General features: G+C 39.9%; 22 protein-coding genes and 1 pseudogene. 4 read left to right on the forward strand and 19 right to left on the reverse strand.

Annotation, left to right across the window (positions count from 1 at the left end):
- Window positions 1–222: 222 nt before the first annotated feature.
- The 9 genes and pseudogenes from IEX12_RS11045 to IEX12_RS11070 form a co-directional block, all read right to left on the reverse strand.
- Window positions 223–384 (reverse strand): hypothetical protein, encoded by a 162-nt coding sequence (locus tag IEX12_RS11045; RefSeq protein ID WP_188725160.1) that lies wholly within the window; start codon window positions 382–384, stop codon window positions 223–225.
- A gap of 472 nt (window positions 385–856) precedes the next feature.
- On the reverse strand, window positions 857–1,222 hold the full coding sequence (locus IEX12_RS23410) for a hypothetical protein (RefSeq protein WP_286171090.1): 366 nt from the start codon (window positions 1,220–1,222) through the stop codon (window positions 857–859).
- 270 nt (window positions 1,223–1,492) lie between these two features.
- Window positions 1,493–1,972, reverse strand: a complete 480-nt coding sequence (locus tag IEX12_RS23415) for a hypothetical protein (protein WP_286171091.1) — start codon at window positions 1,970–1,972, stop codon at window positions 1,493–1,495.
- 483 nt (window positions 1,973–2,455) lie between these two features.
- A complete protein-coding gene (locus tag IEX12_RS11055; RefSeq protein ID WP_188725161.1) occupies window positions 2,456–2,782 on the reverse strand; it encodes a hypothetical protein in 327 nt (108 codons plus the stop codon).
- Window positions 2,783–2,794: 12 nt separating this feature from the next.
- A complete protein-coding gene (locus tag IEX12_RS11060) occupies window positions 2,795–3,301 on the reverse strand; it encodes a YqxI family protein (protein ID WP_188725162.1) in 507 nt (168 codons plus the stop codon).
- Between the two features lie 145 nt (window positions 3,302–3,446).
- Entirely contained in the window at window positions 3,447–3,812 is a 366-nt protein-coding gene (locus IEX12_RS23420; protein WP_286171090.1) for a hypothetical protein, read from the reverse strand.
- 270 nt (window positions 3,813–4,082) lie between these two features.
- Entirely contained in the window at window positions 4,083–4,472 is a 390-nt protein-coding gene (locus IEX12_RS23425; RefSeq protein ID WP_286171092.1) for a hypothetical protein, read from the reverse strand.
- Window positions 4,473–4,535: 63 nt separating this feature from the next.
- A complete protein-coding gene (locus IEX12_RS23430; protein ID WP_286171093.1) occupies window positions 4,536–4,889 on the reverse strand; it encodes a hypothetical protein in 354 nt (117 codons plus the stop codon).
- A 144-nt stretch (window positions 4,890–5,033) separates the two neighbouring features.
- Window positions 5,034–5,215, reverse strand: a pseudogene (locus IEX12_RS11070) (DUF4017 family protein).
- A 691-nt stretch (window positions 5,216–5,906) separates the two neighbouring features.
- Between IEX12_RS11070 and IEX12_RS11075 the strand changes: the two are divergent.
- Window positions 5,907–6,434: a site-specific integrase gene (locus IEX12_RS11075; RefSeq protein WP_088051088.1), complete on the forward strand. Its 528-nt coding sequence runs from the start codon at window positions 5,907–5,909 to the stop codon at window positions 6,432–6,434.
- 79 nt (window positions 6,435–6,513) lie between these two features.
- Here IEX12_RS11075 and IEX12_RS11080 read toward each other — a convergent pair whose 3' ends face one another.
- Window positions 6,514–6,972: a GNAT family N-acetyltransferase gene (locus IEX12_RS11080; RefSeq protein ID WP_188725163.1), complete on the reverse strand. Its 459-nt coding sequence runs from the start codon at window positions 6,970–6,972 to the stop codon at window positions 6,514–6,516.
- 103 nt (window positions 6,973–7,075) lie between these two features.
- Between IEX12_RS11080 and IEX12_RS11085 the strand changes: the two genes are divergently transcribed.
- Window positions 7,076–7,942, forward strand: a complete 867-nt coding sequence (locus IEX12_RS11085) for an NAD(P)-dependent oxidoreductase (protein WP_188725164.1) — start codon at window positions 7,076–7,078, stop codon at window positions 7,940–7,942.
- A 14-nt stretch (window positions 7,943–7,956) separates the two neighbouring features.
- Here the strand turns inward: IEX12_RS11085 and yxiS are convergent, their stop codons facing one another.
- From yxiS to IEX12_RS11100, 3 genes are all read right to left on the reverse strand, one after another.
- Window positions 7,957–8,256: a protein YxiS gene (gene yxiS / locus IEX12_RS11090; protein ID WP_188725165.1), complete on the reverse strand. Its 300-nt coding sequence runs from the start codon at window positions 8,254–8,256 to the stop codon at window positions 7,957–7,959.
- Window positions 8,249–8,944 (reverse strand): class I SAM-dependent methyltransferase, encoded by a 696-nt coding sequence (locus IEX12_RS11095; RefSeq protein WP_188725166.1) that lies wholly within the window; start codon window positions 8,942–8,944, stop codon window positions 8,249–8,251. The genes yxiS and IEX12_RS11095 overlap by 8 nt, the downstream gene beginning before the upstream one ends.
- Window positions 8,945–9,158: 214 nt before the next feature.
- Entirely contained in the window at window positions 9,159–9,356 is a 198-nt protein-coding gene (locus tag IEX12_RS11100) for a cold shock domain-containing protein (RefSeq protein WP_017795660.1), read from the reverse strand.
- A gap of 358 nt (window positions 9,357–9,714) precedes the next feature.
- Between IEX12_RS11100 and trhO the strand changes: the two genes are divergently transcribed.
- Window positions 9,715–10,686, forward strand: coding sequence for an oxygen-dependent tRNA uridine(34) hydroxylase TrhO (trhO, locus tag IEX12_RS11105; protein WP_102415924.1), 972 nt, complete (start codon window positions 9,715–9,717; stop codon window positions 10,684–10,686).
- Between the two features lie 112 nt (window positions 10,687–10,798).
- On the opposite strand, the gene IEX12_RS11110 is transcribed toward trhO, so the two are convergent.
- Both IEX12_RS11110 and IEX12_RS11115 read right to left on the reverse strand, forming a co-directional pair.
- Window positions 10,799–12,709 carry a TRAP transporter permease gene (locus IEX12_RS11110; RefSeq protein ID WP_230856069.1) on the reverse strand — a complete coding sequence of 637 codons (1,911 nt, stop codon included), beginning with the start codon at window positions 12,707–12,709 and terminating at the stop codon, window positions 10,799–10,801.
- Window positions 12,710–12,822: 113 nt separating this feature from the next.
- Window positions 12,823–13,833, reverse strand: coding sequence for a TAXI family TRAP transporter solute-binding subunit (locus tag IEX12_RS11115; protein WP_188725167.1), 1,011 nt, complete (start codon window positions 13,831–13,833; stop codon window positions 12,823–12,825).
- Window positions 13,834–14,048: 215 nt separating this feature from the next.
- Between IEX12_RS11115 and IEX12_RS11120 the strand changes: the two genes are divergently transcribed.
- Entirely contained in the window at window positions 14,049–14,528 is a 480-nt protein-coding gene (locus IEX12_RS11120) for a glutathione peroxidase (protein ID WP_088051095.1), read from the forward strand.
- A gap of 34 nt (window positions 14,529–14,562) precedes the next feature.
- On the opposite strand, the gene IEX12_RS11125 is transcribed toward IEX12_RS11120, so the two are convergent.
- From IEX12_RS11125 to IEX12_RS11140, 4 genes are read right to left on the reverse strand one after another with little or no spacing between them, the layout of a single operon-like run.
- Window positions 14,563–15,285, reverse strand: a complete 723-nt coding sequence (locus IEX12_RS11125; RefSeq protein WP_088051096.1) for an amino acid ABC transporter ATP-binding protein — start codon at window positions 15,283–15,285, stop codon at window positions 14,563–14,565.
- Window positions 15,278–15,937: an amino acid ABC transporter permease gene (locus IEX12_RS11130; RefSeq protein ID WP_088051097.1), complete on the reverse strand. Its 660-nt coding sequence runs from the start codon at window positions 15,935–15,937 to the stop codon at window positions 15,278–15,280. Before IEX12_RS11130 ends, IEX12_RS11125 begins: the two co-directional genes overlap by 8 nt.
- 17 nt (window positions 15,938–15,954) lie before the next feature.
- Entirely contained in the window at window positions 15,955–16,752 is a 798-nt protein-coding gene (locus IEX12_RS11135; protein WP_088051098.1) for an ABC transporter substrate-binding protein, read from the reverse strand.
- Between the two features lie 45 nt (window positions 16,753–16,797).
- A complete protein-coding gene (locus IEX12_RS11140) occupies window positions 16,798–17,970 on the reverse strand; it encodes a M20 family metallopeptidase (protein WP_155554536.1) in 1,173 nt (390 codons plus the stop codon).
- Between the last annotated feature and the right edge of the window lie 110 nt (window positions 17,971–18,080).

Here is an 18,080-nt window from a genome sequence, read left to right on the forward strand (position 1 = left end):
CAGCAAGCGACAGCGCGGTAGCCGAACAAGGTGTACAAAATGGGAGCGCCTGAAATATTGGTATGAAAGCAACGTCGAGAAAAACTTGACACATACCATTATTTCACTTTCAATAAAACTATCAAATATATCTGGTAAAATAAAATCATCATTACTCATCAATTCACCCACTTTACTTACTCAACAACTGCACCTCGATAGATGATTAAAAACGCACGTTGACTAATCATCTAAATGGTACTCATAAAACGGATTTATACATTTTAGGACAGATGCAATTGCATTATTGTATCCCGACAATTTTTCTATTTCTTTTTTATCTTTAAATTCCTCTTTTTCAAATTGTCTAGAAAGGTCATCTGTTCTCCGTAGGTACTTACTCACAAATTCATTTCTTTGACATCTGCCAACAGTTCATTGTAAGCCAACAGTTCACCTTCATCAATCACAAAATCAACTCATTCCAAAAAAATTCTGTTATATTATTGTACAACACAAAATATATTACATAAAATGCCTCTTCGCTATTTAGTATGGAGTCTAAAAAAGCGGGATTGGATGCTTATGATATTGAAACTGGTAAAAAGATAGATACACTGGAAGTAAAAGGGTTAAGCAAAATATTGGGTAATACTGTCAATATATACGGGTATGATCTAATCAAATTAAACTAACAAAAAGACATTCAACGATACCATTGAATAAGGCTGTAAAAAGTTGAGCCCCAAAATGTTAGTTTTTTATTCTAACCTTTTGGGGAAATAACAAATAGAGCGGACGTATAACTAATAAATTAAGGCTAATTTAATTATTTTTTGATTTTCTTTTTTTTCTGGACAGTAAAAAGTTCTAATAGCTAAGAAGCTAGTGAATCGTCCTCAACATCACGTATTTCCTGCTTGGAATGAATTATTTGTATTATGGATAGATGCGGATTTCGGGCAAACAGGTAAATAATAGAACGCTGCAAATAAGCCTTCACCGTAGCTTCGGAGACAACCGCTTTGGATGGTGTCCGCAAGTAGCGAAAGAATAAGCCTGGGACACGATGGGAGTAGCGTACCGAAATCAGTTGTAATAGCCCCATGGCGATACAGCTGCACATCATGTACCCTTCGATAGCTTTGATGGTCAGTCGGATATTTTCTTGATCTTTTGCTTCCGTAATCTTTTCTAACGGATGTGTTTCTCTCTTTTTTAAATAGCGATTCAGCTTTGGCATCGACTTACTCCAGAAATGATAACCGAATCCATCTATGACCTGCTTCATTTCCCGGAAAGTCGATTCGATTTTGAAGCTGTGTCCGTATAACTGGATGATATCTGTGGCTGTGAGGGATTTGTCCGTACTAACTAAGATGGATGACCGCTCTCCATATTGAACGAGAACAAAACGCAGTTCCTGATATAATCCCTGTCCCCACATCAAATCAAGACAGAGATATTGGACGGTTTCTTCCTTACCATAAATCGTGACCTCAGCAGATTGAAACTAATCTGCATGGGTGGAAAACAGCGTCATTAGTTTGATAGCTTTCCCTTTTTTTCGTGGGCGCCCCCGTCCCTTCTTTTTCGCAGGAGGATGCTCATACGCCACGGCACTCTTCTTGGCTTTGGTAACAAGGTGCATTTGGGTTTCTTCGGACTGATGAAGCTCGTTTAACCGCTTTAAGGCAGGAATAGACAAGAAATAGCGATCCAGCAGCAACAGGGTGTTGCCAAATGTTTTAGCCGTGGCAAATCCCTGGTCAATCATCTGCACCACATGGGATTCCTGTCGAGATGCGTCCTCCTTCTTATTCCAGCGGAAAATCGCCTTGACACCGTCCTGTAGGTTGATGAACAGGGGCAAACAAAACCATTTCTGCGATGTTCCCATCAAAATGCCGACAGCACCAAATAGATGCCCAAAAATATACGCCGCTTTGGAGTTGTTTTCGGATTCCTGATGAAGTTTTTTGACTGCAGGCATCCGCCGGGCTTCTTTGGACTGTTTGGGGTCGTACCAACAAAACGTGGAAAACATACGCTAACCAAAATCTAACATAATAAACCTGATATTCTCTACGTTAAGGAACACAAGAAAATTAGGTTTGCCGTAAATCTATACATTTACAAACGCTTGGGAATTCCAATTTGTTCCCCACTTAAAGGCGTTCGTAAATGGGTTTTTTGTGGCCTATGAACGTTCATATCTCCACACATATATTTATGAACAATAAACTCCGAACGGATAAAATAGGTTTTCGCTTCTTAACGTATGTTTTCCGCGAAATGTTGGCGGTACCCCAGGAAGAGGTTTAAGAAGTTGCTTCTTTGGTATGGCGATGTCTGTAGATTATCAATAAAATATCAACATGTAATCAAACTTTTTGTTAAAAAAGCCCTATTTTCTAGAAGGAAATAGGGCTACGATGAATTTTTGAATATTACCGTGAAATAGAACACTAATTTATCAGTTAATATCATCGTTTTCTTTTAATAGTCTTTCACAATGATTCTTACAGATTCCTTGAGAATGATATCTATTTAACAACTCCCCTAGGTTTACTGATATTTCATTCTCATTTAATATTTCCTTAAACGCCTTATAGGTAAAATTCCCCCTTATTTCCACCTTTTTTTCGGGAAAAAGAGTATTAATTTTATTATTAATATCTTCGGTTTTAACTAACGGACTCTCCAGTGTCGAAGTAAAAGTTAATAGAGTTTCGATAAAATTAATATCATTGTCGGTTAATTTATTTTGTTTCAACCATTCACCTACCGTTAGATTTGTCATCTATATCACCACCTATAAAAATAAAATATCTGCCATACGAATTGCCCAACTTACTGCGATTGAAATATTTTCAGCAGTTCCTTTACCCATTTTTGTGTTATCTCTCAAAAAGCCAGGAAGTTGATTACGGACCATAGTTGCTGCATCTTTACCTGCGTTTTCAAAGTTCTTTAACCAATTACCGATCTTTTTACTGTTATTTTTAAATGTTTTAGCAGTAGATGCATCTATGATATTAAATGTTCTTGCTGCATCAATGACTTTGTCTCCTCCGGCTCTAAGTAATTGTCCGACTTTAACTACAGCCTTTGATTTTACACCTTGAATACCAACCTGTCCTTCATTACTTACTTGGTCAGCGTATAAAGCTTGTTGATAAGCTATTTGGGAACGTTGAGTAATGTGATCAGAAGCATTCGTTTCTGAAGCATGCGCTTTTGGCACAACCATTAATAGACCACTCGAGAATAACATTGCTGACATAAAAGTTAAAACATATTTCTTTAAAATTTTATTCATTTTACGACCTCCAATTTTTATTTCTTGATCCATTTTAACCATAACGTGATTCTAGTAGTGGATCAAGAGAATTTACCAAGATTTATTAAAAATAGTATATTAATACTATTTTACTACTTCACTGGACAGTAAAAAGTTCTAATAGCTAAGAAGCTAGTGAATCGTCCTCAACATCACGTATTTCCTGCTTGGAATGAATTATTTGTATTATGGATAGATGCGGATTTCGGGCAAACAGGTAAATAATAGAACGCTGCAAATAAGCCTTCACCGTAGCTTCGGAGACAACCGCTTTGGATGGTGTCCGCAAGTAGCGAAAGAATAAGCCTGGGACACGATGGGAGTAGCGTACCGAAATCAGTTGTAATAGCCCCATGGCGATACAGCTGCACATCATGTACCCTTCGATAGCTTTGATGGTCAGTCGGATATTTTCTTGATCTTTTGCTTCCGTAATCTTTTCTAACGGATGTGTTTCTCTCTTTTTTAAATAGCGATTCAGCTTTGGCATCGACTTACTCCAGAAATGATAACCGAATCCATCTATGACCTGCTTCATTTCCCGGAAAGTCGATTCGATTTTGAAGCGGTGTCCGTATAACTGGATGATATCTGTGGCTGTGAGGGATTTGTCCGTACTAACTAAGATGGATGACCGCTCTCCATATTGAACGAGAACAAAACGCAGTTCCTGATATAATCCCTGTCCCCACATCAAATCAAGACAGAGATATTGGACGGTTTCTTCCTTACCATAAATCGTGACCTCAGCAGATTGAAACTAATCTGCATGGGTGGAAAACAGCGTCATTAGTTTGATAGCTTTCCCTTTTTTTCGTGGGCGCCCCCGTCCCTTCTTTTTCGCAGGAGGATGCTCATACGCCACGGCACTCTTCTTGGCTTTGGTAACAAGGTGCATTTGGGTTTCTTCGGACTGATGAAGCTCGTTTAACCGCTTTAAGGCAGGAATAGACAAGAAATAGCGATCCAGCAGCAACAGGGTGTTGCCAAATGTTTTAGCCGTGGCAAATCCCTGGTCAATCATCTGCACCACATGGGATTCCTGCCGAGATGCGTCCTCCTTCTTATTCCAGCGGAAAATCGCCTTGACACCGTCCTGTAGGTTGATGAACAGGGGCAAACAAAACCATTTCTGCGATGTTCCCATCAAAATGCCGACAGCACCAAATAGATGCCCAAAAATATACGCCGCTTTGGAGTTGTTTTCGGATTCCTAATGAAGTTTTTTGACTGCAGGCATCCGCCGGGCTTCTTTGGACTGTTTCACACCATCACCTACAAGCACCACCTTCCCGTTATAGCGAATAAGGGGGGCGACATGTCTGACCACTTGAACCCACGCCAGACGGATGAATTCTAAAGACCATGCATCGGAACGAAAAAAGTGATTACATTTTTCATAGCAACGTGCAGGAAGCGAAAGGGCACGCATCACTGAAGTGGTGGCACCCAAGTGATCTGAACGCACCATCAAACCTAAAATGATGATAACAAACCAATGGAAGGAAGCCTCTCTGGAAAAGCAGGAACGAAATTTACGTAAGGTAGAATCGATATATTTTAACATGGGTATGGTCAATCGCCTGAAAATAGGGTAAACTATTTTATATAACCCTTTCAGCGATCTGATCTCCTTTCCGGTATGGGAACCTTAGGTTATCAGTATTATTCGACTGAAAGGGTTATTTTTCCTGCAAAAATATAGAACTTTTCACTGTCCAGTTTTTTTTATAAAGAAAACGATAAGGACTGTAATAATGAACGCAGGGATTGCATATACTTCCCTACAAAGAGTTTCCATCCTATGTCATTGTATCCTTCCGAAACAGGTATCAGAACTGCAATTACACAAATAACAATATAAACTAGTAATGCTATAATAAATCCTTTCATATATCCCCATCCCTATTCAAGCGACAATAATATAAATATAAAAAACAATACCCTATTTCCAAAAGAAAATACAATAATTGGTTAGTTAACAAGTATGGAAAGAAATGTGTCTTCTAAACTCGGTCTTACTTTCAAACCTTCCCTTTTGAAAAAGAGGCCTTGCAATTGCAAAAATAACTAAAGTGGACCCCATTGTCAAGACACAAATTTTATAAAAATAAGGTGAGACCATTAGTTTATCTTTATCCCATCTTAATGACCGGAGATTTCTTGTGCCAGAGTCTATCAAGGGCGTTCTTTCCCTTGACACGCTCTAGTACAGGAAGATAATCGCTCAAGATGGGATAATGGGTATTTAAGGAAGGTAAATAGAAGCTGGTGTCTGGTAATCCAATGTTTGGTGTGGACGTTTATAGGGTCCACGAAATAAAAAACAATATCTTCTGTCAAATGAATAGGTTCTCTCTCTTTACATTGTAGTAGTAATCCTTCAGGAAATACATTTGTTTTCACCATTGCAGTGTTGAAATGAAATTTGTTTACCAATTCTGCTAATTATTTATTTTTAGTATGGCTAACTAGACTGGCTATATTTATCCATTTTGCTAAATAATCATCAAATAAACTCTCGAAAGCTCCTAAAAGCATAACTTTATTGTTAAGAGCATTAATCAACTCTCTCCCATCTTTTATGTCTCTTCTCTGTACTAAAAACCTGGATTTTAAAAATAATACGATAAGCATTACCAAAACATTGGCCGGGCAAAAAGAAAGTATGAAAAAATATAAACTAGGCTCGCCCAAAACAGAAAAATCGGAACGTGAGATTGAAATGGAACAACCAATTATGGATATGTTAAGGGAATCGGTGCGGAAGAACGATGAACACAAAATGCGATATCGTACAATAATAGACGATTTTCATGACGCTTATTTTGTATTCGCCAGGGAAAACGGATATCCCTACTTTAGGGGTGATGTAAACAAAAGAATTAAGAGGATTTTGCGAAAGGCGAAAATAGAAGGAAATGTATCCACACACATTTTTCGGCACACAGATATAAGCATGTTAACAGAAGCTGGTGTAGATCTTCCGACAATTATGCAACGGGTTGGTCACGGTGATTCAAAAACAACACTGGAGATTTATACTCATGTCACTAAAAAAATGCCTCCGAAAAAATTAGAGGCGAATTTGGTGATATGCTACAAAAAATAGCAAATGAAAAACAAATGTGACTTTCTTGTGACCTTTTTAATTAAAAATCGAAATTTGTCGCCTATAAATTTCTATCATATCAACGTTTATAGGCATCATCGCCCCAAATCATGTCAATATGCGGAATGTCATCCTCCAGATAAACTTCAGAAACCTGCTTGAATCCAAACGATGCATAAAATTTATGTAAATAGGTTTGTGCTTGAATTTTGATTGTCGTTTCCTGCCATTCCTCGCTGATAAAATCGATTGCTTTTTGCATTACCGCTTTAGCATAACCCTTTCCACGGTATTTTTGCGTAACCAATACTCTGCCAATGGATACTTCCGGAAATTTTATACCCTTTGGAAGGATACGAACATAAGCAGCAATTTCATTATTTATTTTTAAGAAGTAATGAATCGCCTTCTGATCACAATTATCCAATTCTTCGTATGGACAATTCTGTTCCACTACAAAAACATCGACTCTGGCTTTGATTATCTGATACAATTCAATTGCTGGAATTTCCTGAAATGCCTTTTTGTACCAATGCACAGCTATCACACCTTATTTTTTCCTAATATAACATAATTGAAAGGAAATTGGTGAGGCTTTGTCGAAAGTGTAACTTAAATCACACAAAAGGAGTATCAAAAATATGGACACAACAATTGGATTTATCGGTACCGGTGTAATGGGAAAGAGTATGGCAGAAAACTTAATGAATGCAGGATACACTCTTTCTGTTTACACCCGAACAAAAGAAAAGGCTAAACTTTTACTTGACAACGGTGCCGCGTGGAAAAATACAGTTGCTGAACTAGCAAAGGAAGCTGATGTTGTTATTTCCATGGTCGGATACCCACAGGATGTAGAAGCTGTTTATTTTGGTGAAAATGGGATTTTAGAAAATGCCAGAGAAGGCACTGTTGTTATCGATATGACGTCATCAAAGCCTGCTTTGGCAAAGAAAATTTATCAGGCAGCTGCTGAAAAAAATATTCACGCACTCGACGCCCCGGTTTCCGGTGGTGATGTGGGCGCAAAAAATGGGACACTGGCAATTATGGCTGGGGGAGATCAGGAAATATTTGACCAGGCGCTACCTATATTTAACGTCATTGGCAGCGAAATCATTTTACAAGGCGAGGCCGGAGCGGGACAGCATACGAAGCTTTGCAATCAAATTACGATTGCCTCCAATATGATCGGTGTTTCTGAAGCAATTGTATATGCCAAAAAAGCAGGGCTTGATCCAACTCGTGTTCTGGACAGCATTACGACTGGGGCTGCCGGGAGCTGGTCACTTTCCAACCTGGCACCACGAATGATTCAAGGTGATTACGCCCCCGGGTTTTACGTCAAGCATTTTATTAAGGATATGACAATCGCACTTGAGTCCGCTGAAGAGATGGGTATGTCTACACCTGGCTTATCCCTCTCATTAAAGCTTTACAAAGAACTTGCCGAAAAAGGGGAGGCAGACAGCGGGACACAAGCCTTAATAAAGCTATTTGACAACTAAATTAGTGAACTGGCTTATCCCACTCGCTTGTCGATCACTTGCTGAACGATAAATGCTAAATCATCATTACCGAATAGCTGAAGTATCTGCAACACAGTCTGATCAGGAATTTCTGCTGACTCCGCTTCTGGAACTGTCAATGCAAGTGCTTCAGACAATGCATGGTTTTCTCCTTGAGCGGGATAAGCCCTTTTGTACATTTCTTTTGGATCCAGATCATGATTGATACACCACTGGGCAAAAATAAGAATCATCATTTTTTCATCGTTTTGATAGTTTTCAATCACTTGTTGCTCCATGTCTTGTTTACCCATTATCCTCACCAGTCTTTCGCAGCATGAACACCCACATAAAGGACAATGCTTGTTTTAATTCTATAGGCAGCCCTTCATGATGCTTCCCTTTTACATCTTCCTTATAAACGCCAAAGCCATCGACATATTCCAAATTGTATTCAGATGCAAGCTGCAGAAACTCCCACGGCATCATCGTGTTGCAAATCGCATCTTTGCCATAAACACGCGGATAACTATTTGTGCGTGGACCGGCAGTTGGCCCAAGAAGCCCGATGCAAAGTAATCCATCCATTTTTACTACCCTTTTCAATTCTGAAAGTGCCTTTGCCGGAATCTCCGTCCATTCGAGAATATTTATTGCCATAACACCATCAAAGTGTTGATCTTTAAAAGGCAAATTCGTAACATTCCCTTGCAAGAAATTAATTTCATTTGCAGGAACACGTACCTTAGCACGCTGAATCATTTCACTGGAAAGATCCATACCTGTAACGTTATATCCCGACTGTAACAGCTTATATGAACCGTAACCGTCTCCACAGCCAATGTCCAATATGCTGCTCATTTCGTTAAGGTGTTTTTGGATAAACGGAATGATGTTTTTTCGGCTTCCGCTATCCCACATGCCGATACTGTGTTTATTCCAAAAATGTGCCCGGTCATCCCATTGTGTTTCCGCTTCCTTTTCCCAATTAAATGCTGGCATCCCTATCTACCCTCCCAGTCGAGCTTTCTTTTTATCATAGAGCAAAATTGGTGATAAGAAAACTGCTTTCAAGTAATTACATGTGGTATATACGTGAGGAAATGAAGGCTGAAGATTTTACGAATGTCGATTTCAGATCCAATTCATCTGATGTTTAACTTTCAAAAGAAAACACAAAAAAGAGCTTACCCTAAAAGATAAGCCCTTTTATTTATTATAGACGAACTACGTTAGCTGCTTGTGGTCCGCGGTTACCTTCAACGATTTCAAATTCAACATCTTGACCTTCTTCAAGCGTTTTGAATCCTTCAGCTTGGATAGCTGAGAAATGTACGAATACATCGTCACCGTCTTCACGTTCGATGAAACCGAAGCCTTTTTCAGCGTTAAACCATTTTACTTTACCAGTCATTGAAATGACCTCCTTATCGAAATAGCTTGCAAAGTAATTGAATCATAAATACTTTTACACCGCTTTGATAAAGAGATCGTAAAGTATTATTCAAACTTCAATTTCCTTTTGCTACCTCTTACTTTACTATTTAAGGACAAAAAATGCAAGCGTTTAGCGGGTTTTTCATCAAATTTAATTTTACAGAAACGCTGTGCAGTAAGAAGATTTTATATACCTAACCATATGGTATTTATTCTTTACTTCCAGTTGAAAATTTCACCAAACATTGATAAAATATTCTCTTGCAAGATTATAAAAGAATAGGCACTACCGACATTTCGTATCTTGCAAATATGAATGGATAGGTGGTAAACATATGGAAAACAATGCGTATCAGGTTTTATTGTATTACAAATTTGTACCAGTGGAGGATCCGGAAACATTTGCGGCAGAACATCTGCAATTTTGTAAAGACCTTGGTCTCAAGGGGCGGATTTTAGTAGCAAAAGAAGGAATCAACGGAACAGTATCTGGTACAGTTGAGCAAACAGAAGAATACATGAACTTCATGCACCGTGACCCACGTTTTCGTGACATGACGTTCAAAATCGATAAACATGACGGACATGCATTCAAAAAAATGCACGTCAGACACCGTCAAGAACTTGTAACACTTCGTTTGGACGACGCAGTGAGCCCGATGGAAAAAACAGGTACATTTCTTTCGCCAAAAGAATTCTACGAAGCGATGCAATCAGAAGATACAGTTGTATTGGATACACGAAACGATTATGAATACGAACTTGGACATTTCCGGGGAGCCGTTAACCCTGATATCGAATCTTTCCGGGACTTACCTGAATGGATTCGGAAAAATAAAGAGCAATTAAAAGGAAAAAAGGTTTTGACCTACTGTACTGGCGGCATTCGCTGCGAAAAATTTACTGGATGGCTCATGGATGAAGGTATTGAAGATGTGAATCAGCTTCATGGTGGCATCGTGACGTATGGGAAAGATCCTGACGTACAGGGTGAACTGTGGGACGGTCAATGCTACGTCTTTGATGAACGAATTTCGATTCCTATTAACCGTAAGGAACATGTTGTAGTTGGCGTTGATTACTTTGACGGCAAACCATGTGAGCGTTACGTCAACTGTGCAAATCCCGAATGTAATAAACAAATACTCTGCTCTGAGGAAAACGAGCATAAATATATGCGAGGATGTACACATGAATGCCGTGTAAGTCCGCAAAACTTATATGTGAAGGAACACAACTTATCAAAAGAAGAAGTTCAGGAAAGATTGGAACTACTTGAGAAAGAAAATTTAAAGCAAGAGGCATAACGTTAAAGGCGGCCGTAATCCGGCCGCCTTTTTCACCCTAAAAATAACATAATCAATCCAAATACGAAAAGGCGGGTAAGAAGATCAATTCTTCTTATCCGCCTTTTCCTTTTTAAGCAGTCTGCCTTTTATTCTTATCTCCTGCTTTACCTCCAAAAAACTGTATTGCAAAAATAGCTCCGAAGATTACCAATCCTACAAGTGAGAATTTTAAGTCTGGATAAACCAGCAGTAAACCGGCGCCAAACATGATTATTCGCTCCAGCCAATTAACGGAGCTGACAAAATAGCCGATCATCGAAGCACTGATACTTGCCATTCCAAGCATAGCTGTGATGACTGCAATCGATACGTTTAGAACATTCGCATCCCCTTGTAATAAAAGGATCGGCTGGGTGACAAACATATACGGAATGATAAATGCCGCAATCGCCAGTTTCACGGCAGTTACCCCAGCCTTCATTGGATTCGCCCCGGCTATTCCTGCACCAGCGTAGGCTGCCAAACATACCGGCGGGGTAATATCCGCTACAATTCCAAAGTAAAACACAAACATGTGAACTGCAATTACCGGTACATCAAATGCAAGTAATGCGGGTGCTGCCATTGTTGCTGTAACAACATAGTTTGCGGTAGTAGGCAATCCCATTCCTAAAATGATACAAGCTACCATGGTAAAGAACATGACAAGGAAGAATTGACCTTGGGCAAGCTCAATTATGCCGCCAGCAATTTTCGGGCCTAAGCCGGTTGTCGTTACGGTACCAGCAATAATACCCGCAGTAGCACAGGCTGCAATTACCGGAAGCGCAGTTCTCGCTCCCTCTTCCAGCAGCTTAATAATTTCCTTAAATGACATTCGTGTATCTTTCCGAAAAAAGCTGATCACAAATGCTGTGACGATTGCAAAGAGCGCAGCATATGTCGGTGTCTTCCCAGCTAAAAGAAAACCAATAATAATGACTAACGGCAAGAATAAATCCAATCGCTTCACCAGATTTTTCAATTTTGGCAATTGGTCTTTAGCAAGTCCCATTATCCCTTGTTTTCTAGCTTCAAAGTGTGTACCCATAAATACACCGGAAAAATAGAGTATCGCAGGAATAATCGCGATAATAATGATTTCATTGTAAGGTATCCCTGTATACGATGCCATAATAAATGCGGCTGCTCCCATAATCGGCGGCATGATCTGTCCACCGGTTGAAGCTGATGCTTCTGTAGCTGCGGCAAAGTGAGGCTTAAATCCAGAGTTTTTCATCATTGGAATAGTGAATGAACCAGAACCTACCGTATTCGCAACCGAACTTCCACTAACCATTCCTTGAAGTCCACTAGCTGCTACTGCGGCTTTCGCTGTACCTCCTGTGTACCTGCCCGTTAATCGTAATGCAATATCATTAAAAAATTGTCCAATATTTGTTTTAACCAGAATTACACCAAAGAATAAGAATAAATAGATATAGGTGGATGAAATCTGAATTGGGGTACCAAATATGGAGCTTGAACTATAAAACATTTCCGTTGCAAGCGAAGGCCAATCATAACCAGCGTGTCCAATAACCGGGATATATTGGCCAAAAAGACCATATAGTAAAGCTACGATTGCTATGATAACAATTGGAAGTCCAACAACCCGTCTTGTTGCCTCTAACAATAGAATTACCCCTGCAGTTGCCACGATTTGATCAAATGCCGTAAAGCCAAAAATAATCGCATCTTTAACTAACCGTTCATAATTAAAGAGAATATAAAAGTTTACAAACAGAGCAGCTATGGCTAATAAAGCATCATACCACGGAACTCCCCTTCGTTTAGTCATAGATGTTTTTAACGGGTACAGCAAATAAACTAAACTTAACCCTGCTCCAAGATGGATTGCTCCTTGAATCAATGACACTTTAGCACCGTAAAATGCCGTATAGAGCTGGAAAATGGTCAATGCCCCACCGATGATTAACGTTACCCAGCCCCACGGTCCCAAATTAGTCCGAAAATTACTTTCTTTATCATACTTTGCCATCAATTCACGCTTATCGATTTCTTTTATATCTTGTGTCTCGCTCACTCGTATTCCCTCCATTCACTTCCCTTTTTGAGGTTAAAGAACCGGACAGGCTTTGTCCGGTTCTTAATTTATTCAATACCAGCTTCATCAAAATATTTTTGTGCCCCTGGATGAATTGGCAGGTCGCCCACTCCAGTTAAAATATTGTCTTTTGTAATTAACTTTGCCTGTGCGATCGACATGTCACCTGATTTTTCAACTAGTGTTTTCGTAATATCATAGGCCAGGTCCTCACTTATTTGTGATTTTGAGCCAACCAGTAGTGCCATCGCTGTTACAGTTTGTACGGGTTCGTCTAGCCATTCATATGTTCCAGGTTCAACTGTATAAGCTTCATATTCACTATTGTCGACTACCTCTTGTAATGCATCTCCTTCAATATTAAGGAGCTTTACTTCTTTTGTGGAGGCCTGCAGTTCATCGGTTGAAGAAGACGGAACACCTACAACCTCAATCGAAGCATCGATTGTACCGTTTTGCAGTTTGCCTTTTGCATCGCCAAAGCCTTCTTCATAGGCCTCATAGTCACCATCTTCAATACCATACGCCTTCAAGACTAGCTCGGCTGCTTCACGGGTTGCGCCGCCTGGAGGTCCGACTGCAATTTTCTTTCCTTTTAAATCAGCAATTGATTCGGTACCGGTTGACTCCGTAGTAGCAACTTGTACCGCTTCAGGATAAAGTGAGGCAAGAACAACTACATCATCCATCTCTTTTCCCTCGAAATCACCTGTTTGATTAACAGCACTGATTAACGTAGTATTTTGCGCAATACCAAGCTGATAATCTCCCGCTTGAATCTTAGCAATGTTATCCACAGAGCCGCCAGCTTCTACTGAACTAACGTCGAAACCATCGACATCAATGTTATTCTTCCAAAGTGTTGCCATTTCGCCACCGAGTGGATAGTACACACCACCAACACTACCAGTTCCCAGTGTCAGATTGGTTTTAGCTTCTTTTTTGCTGCCACCATCAGAACTGGATCCACCAGAACCTTTGCCGCTCTCACCGCACGCAGTTAGGACCATGCCTACTGCGAGAACAATGATAAATAGGAATAGCGTTCTCTTTTTCAAAATGTTTCCCCCTTGTAAGTATTTTCTAAAGCCCATAACAATGCGCTTTAAAATAAAACAAGTTTTCAATCGAAACTGAAAACGTTTTATTATATATTTTACCCTTTTTTAGGCTGGTATTCAAGTTTTAAGAATATTCAATCTATAATGACAGCGCTTTAATTGACGCTTTTTCAGATAATTGTTATTCTCTTCTCAAAGGGGAGCTGATAACAATTAGTGTATATGATTATTCTGTCAAAACGATTACTGGTGAAGAAAAGTCGCTGGCGGATTATCGAGGAAATGTACTGCTGATCGTAAATACGGCAAGCGAATGCGGGTTCACTCCACAGTTCGCCGGCCTGCAAAAACTTTATGAAACGTATCGTGAACAGGGGCTGGAAATACTCGGTTTCCCGTGTAATCAATTTCACAACCAGGACCCGGGGAATGATGAAGAAATTTCTAACTTCTGTCAACAAAATTATGGCGTAACGTTCCAGATGTTCAGCAAAATTGATGTTAAAGGCGATGATGCCCACCCATTATTTACCTACCTGGTAAAGGAAGCACCTGGAATGGTGACGAAGCAAATCAAGTGGAACTTCACCAAATTTTTGGTTAACCGAGATGGTAAAGTCGTTGATCGTTTTGCACCACAAACCAAGCCGGAAAATGTGAAAAAGGATATTGAGAAAGTATTAAACGAATAACAGGTTGGATCGCCCAGCCTGTTTTGATCTCTCCCTACAATATCTTCGCCAGAAAGTCCTTTGCCCGGTCTGTCTTTGGCTGGCTAAAAAAGGTCCCCGGATCCCCTTCTTCCATCAGTTTTCCATCATCTAAGAATAGAATCCGATCTGCAACCTCCCTAGCAAAGTTCATTTCATGTGTCACGATAACCATTGTCATTCCTGTATCCACCAGATCCTTCATGACGTCCAGCACTTCTTTCACCATCTCCGGATCAAGGGCTGATGTCGGTTCATCAAATAACATGATTTCGGGCTCCATTGCCAGCGCTCTCGCTATCGCCACCCGCTGTTTTTGCCCGCCGGATAAACGACTTGGATAGGTGTTCATTTTATCTGAAAGACCCACCTTTGCGATTAACCCCTTGGCCTTTGCCTCTGCATCGATACTTTTCATTTTTTTCACTTTTTTTGGAGCGTACGTTACATTTTCCAATACGGTCATGTGCGGAAATAAATGAAAGTGCTGAAATACCATACCAATTTGCTTGCGAACCTCCAATTTATTCGTTTTACGGTCAGTAATCGCTTGATCATTTATCCATATTTCACCTGATGTCGGCTGCTCCAACAAATTCAGACACCGTAAAAAGGTTGATTTTCCGGAACCAGATGGGCCGATAACCGCAACAACTTCCCCTCGATTGATCGTAGTTGAGACATTTTTTAATACACTGTTTTTGCCAAAGTTTTTTGTAATACCTGCTGCCTTAATCACTATGACGTAGCCTCCGTTCTATTAATCTGCCAATTTGCGTTAAGATAAAAACCATGACCCAATAAATCAATCCGGCGAATAATAGTGGTTCAAAATTCCGGTACAGCTCTGACCCAACAATCTGCGCTCGTCGCATTAAGTCCATATAACTGATAACCGATACAATTGCGGATTCCTTTGTTAACGTAATAAATTCATTCATTAATGCCGGTAAAATATTTTTTAACGCTTGCGGCAATATGATATTTATCATCATTTGCTTATACGGGACACCTAAAGCTTCAGCCGCTTCGGTTTGTCCACGATCAACTGCCAAAATACCGGCACGAATAATTTCTGACACATAGGCTGCTGAATTTAACCCAAAGGCTAGTACCGCGGATAAAAATGCCGAAATATCGTATCCTGTTAATTGCGGAATGGCAAAATAAATAATCATTAATTGCAAAATAAGCGGCGTGCCCCGAAACATTGACGTATAGGCATCAGCAAAACCTTTTAACAGGGGCAGCTTCGTTATTTTGCACAATGCCAATAATGTACCTAATATAAATCCGATAATTATGGATATACCTGCAAGTTTTAATGTAGCCCATATTCCTTCCAAAATAAAAGGAATATAAGGCACGAGCTGGCTAAAATCCAAGTTCATGCCTCACACCTCACCCTCTAGCTGTCTATTTCCTGATAGTCCGATAACCATTTTTCTTTTAATTCCTGCAGTTTCCCATTTTCCTCAAGCTTTTCCAATACTTTATTGACGTCATCAACTAAATCACTATCTTTTGGAAAAGCAATTCCCATGCCTGGTGAGCTTGTTGTCGGATCATCAAAACCAGCTAAACCTTGGGCTTCGATATATCCGACAGCTACCGTTTTATCCATATAGGCAACATCAATACGATTTGAATTTAATTCCTGGATCAAAATTTTCGAGTCATCCACTTTTTTAACCTCAAATCCATATTCCTCGCTTAATTTCTTAGCACCTTCCTCTTGAATGGTGCCAAGCTGAACGCCAACCGTTTTCCCTTTTAAACTTGCCAAATCGTCTATTTTGTTATCTGGTTGGCTGATAAACATTTCACCGGAACGATTATATGCATTGGAAAAAGCAACATTTTTGCGTCTATCTTTCGTTGCGCTCATTCCCGCCATTACCATATCAACCCGGTCTGCCTGCAGGGAACCAATTAATCCCTCAAACTTCATGTCTTCAATTTTTAATTTGTATCCTAACTCATCAGCAATTAAATTGGCCAAGTCAATATCGAACCCTTCAAATTCGCCATTCGGGTTACGAGATTCGAATGGCGGAAAGTCTGCTGATGTGGCCATTTTTAACACCTTTTTGTCTGAACCATCTTTTGCAGCCGCGTCTGTTTTCCCTTGTTCACTAGTTCCACAAGCGGCTAGCAAACTTATTAACAATACAAAAACAAGTAATTTACGAATGGATAATTTCATCGGTTTCTCTCCTTGTAATATAAATAATTTGGTATTTTTATGCATTTAATTGCATAAAAATTGGTTTTGTTTGAATTCATCTTTTACTTTTTGCAGCAGTTCCGAATTTGTCAGCAGGTCGTAGCCTGTAGAAGCAAGTGCCAAAGTGCCTTTTGATAAAGCTGATTTCCCATCTCCTGTGATTGTTTTATCAGCGAACTCCTTCGTATGCGCGATCAATCCAGGTTCATTTAGTCCAATATACGGATGGATCGCCGGAACAACCTGACTTACATTGCCCATATCGATGGATCCGTAGTCTTGCTTAGCTGGATGTATGATCTCAACGCCGGCTTCCCCTAAATTCTTGGTAAAAACTTCCGACAGTGTATGATTGGTAATCATATTATCATAGCTTAATTCATAGTTTGTGATTTCAAGCTTGGCACCCGTCATTAGGGCTGCACCTTTTGCAATGTTTTTCACCTTTTCTACAACTTTATTTAAGTATGCTCGTTCTTTTGCGCGAATATAAAATTGAGCAACAGCTTTATCTGGTACAACATTCGCTGCCTGTCCGCCATTGGCAATGATTCCGTGAATACGGACATCCGATGGTAAATGTTCCCGAAGCGCGTTAATGCCATTGAATAATTGGATAACACTATCAAGGGCATTGATTCCTTTTTCCGGTGATGCAGCTGCATGTGCTGATTTTCCGGAATAGCTGTACTGGATCGCATCCATCGCCAGAGATTCTCCGCTCGCATAGGATTGATCAGCAGGATGTAAAATCATTGCCGTATCAATACCATCAAAGGTTCCCGACTCGCTCATTGGTACCTTTGCGCCATTTGTTTCCTCGGCTGGTGTGCCAAATACCGTGACACTTCCGCCCGTTTCGGCAACCAGTTTGCTGAGGATGACACCTGCACCGGTACTCATTGTGCCTATCAAGTTATGACCGCAGCCATGACCTACTTCCGGCAGTGCATCGTATTCTGCCAAATATGCAATGGCGGGGCCGGGCTTGCTACTTTTATATTCCGCCTTGAATGCAGTAGGGCGGTTTACAATCCCTATTTCGATGTTAAATTGATGTTTTGCTAAATAATCTGTAAACAACTCCATCGATTGAAATTCCTGATCTCCCAGCTCTGGATTACGGTATAACTGATTACTCATCGCCCATAGTTCTTGTTCGATTACTTTAAGTTCCTCTTTTAATCTATTTTTCATGATGATCCCCCCATCTGATGTTAATGTATATTTATAAGTTAATATGTATATTTATAACATAATATTTATGGGCATGCAATACTTTTTTTCGTCTCCGGTTGATGTTTTTG

Source organism: Lentibacillus populi (assembly GCA_014642895.1).
In the GTDB taxonomy this organism is placed as follows: domain Bacteria; phylum Bacillota; class Bacilli; order Bacillales; family Amphibacillaceae; genus Lentibacillus_C; species Lentibacillus_C populi.

Excerpts from the sequence above, each read along its gene's own strand:
- IEX12_RS11095 (WP_188725166.1), bottom strand. The coding sequence starts at position 8,944 with ATGCCAGCATTTAATTGGGAAAAGGAAGCGGAAACACAATGGGATGAC.
- IEX12_RS11100 (WP_017795660.1), bottom strand. The coding sequence starts at position 9,356 with ATGACTGGTAAAGTAAAATGGTTTAACGCTGAAAAAGGCTTCGGTTTC.
- IEX12_RS11085 (WP_188725164.1), top strand. The coding sequence starts at position 7,076 with ATGGACACAACAATTGGATTTATCGGTACCGGTGTAATGGGAAAGAGT.
- IEX12_RS11135 (WP_088051098.1), bottom strand. The coding sequence starts at position 16,752 with ATGAAATTATCCATTCGTAAATTACTTGTTTTTGTATTGTTAATAAGT.
- IEX12_RS23420 (WP_286171090.1), bottom strand. The coding sequence starts at position 3,812 with ATGCCAAAGCTGAATCGCTATTTAAAAAAGAGAGAAACACATCCGTTA.
- yxiS (WP_188725165.1), bottom strand. The coding sequence starts at position 8,256 with ATGGGTAAACAAGACATGGAGCAACAAGTGATTGAAAACTATCAAAAC.
- IEX12_RS11140 (WP_155554536.1), bottom strand. The coding sequence starts at position 17,970 with ATGAAAAATAGATTAAAAGAGGAACTTAAAGTAATCGAACAAGAACTA.
- IEX12_RS11130 (WP_088051097.1), bottom strand. The coding sequence starts at position 15,937 with ATGAACTTGGATTTTAGCCAGCTCGTGCCTTATATTCCTTTTATTTTG.
- IEX12_RS11110 (WP_230856069.1), bottom strand. The coding sequence starts at position 12,709 with ATGGCAAAGTATGATAAAGAAAGTAATTTTCGGACTAATTTGGGACCG.
- IEX12_RS23410 (WP_286171090.1), bottom strand. The coding sequence starts at position 1,222 with ATGCCAAAGCTGAATCGCTATTTAAAAAAGAGAGAAACACATCCGTTA.
- IEX12_RS11075 (WP_088051088.1), top strand. The coding sequence starts at position 5,907 with ATGTCTCTTCTCTGTACTAAAAACCTGGATTTTAAAAATAATACGATA.
- IEX12_RS11055 (WP_188725161.1), bottom strand. The coding sequence starts at position 2,782 with ATGACAAATCTAACGGTAGGTGAATGGTTGAAACAAAATAAATTAACC.
- trhO (WP_102415924.1), top strand. The coding sequence starts at position 9,715 with ATGGAAAACAATGCGTATCAGGTTTTATTGTATTACAAATTTGTACCA.
- IEX12_RS11060 (WP_188725162.1), bottom strand. The coding sequence starts at position 3,301 with ATGAATAAAATTTTAAAGAAATATGTTTTAACTTTTATGTCAGCAATG.
- IEX12_RS23430 (WP_286171093.1), bottom strand. The coding sequence starts at position 4,889 with ATGTTAAAATATATCGATTCTACCTTACGTAAATTTCGTTCCTGCTTT.
- IEX12_RS23415 (WP_286171091.1), bottom strand. The coding sequence starts at position 1,972 with ATGCCTGCAGTCAAAAAACTTCATCAGGAATCCGAAAACAACTCCAAA.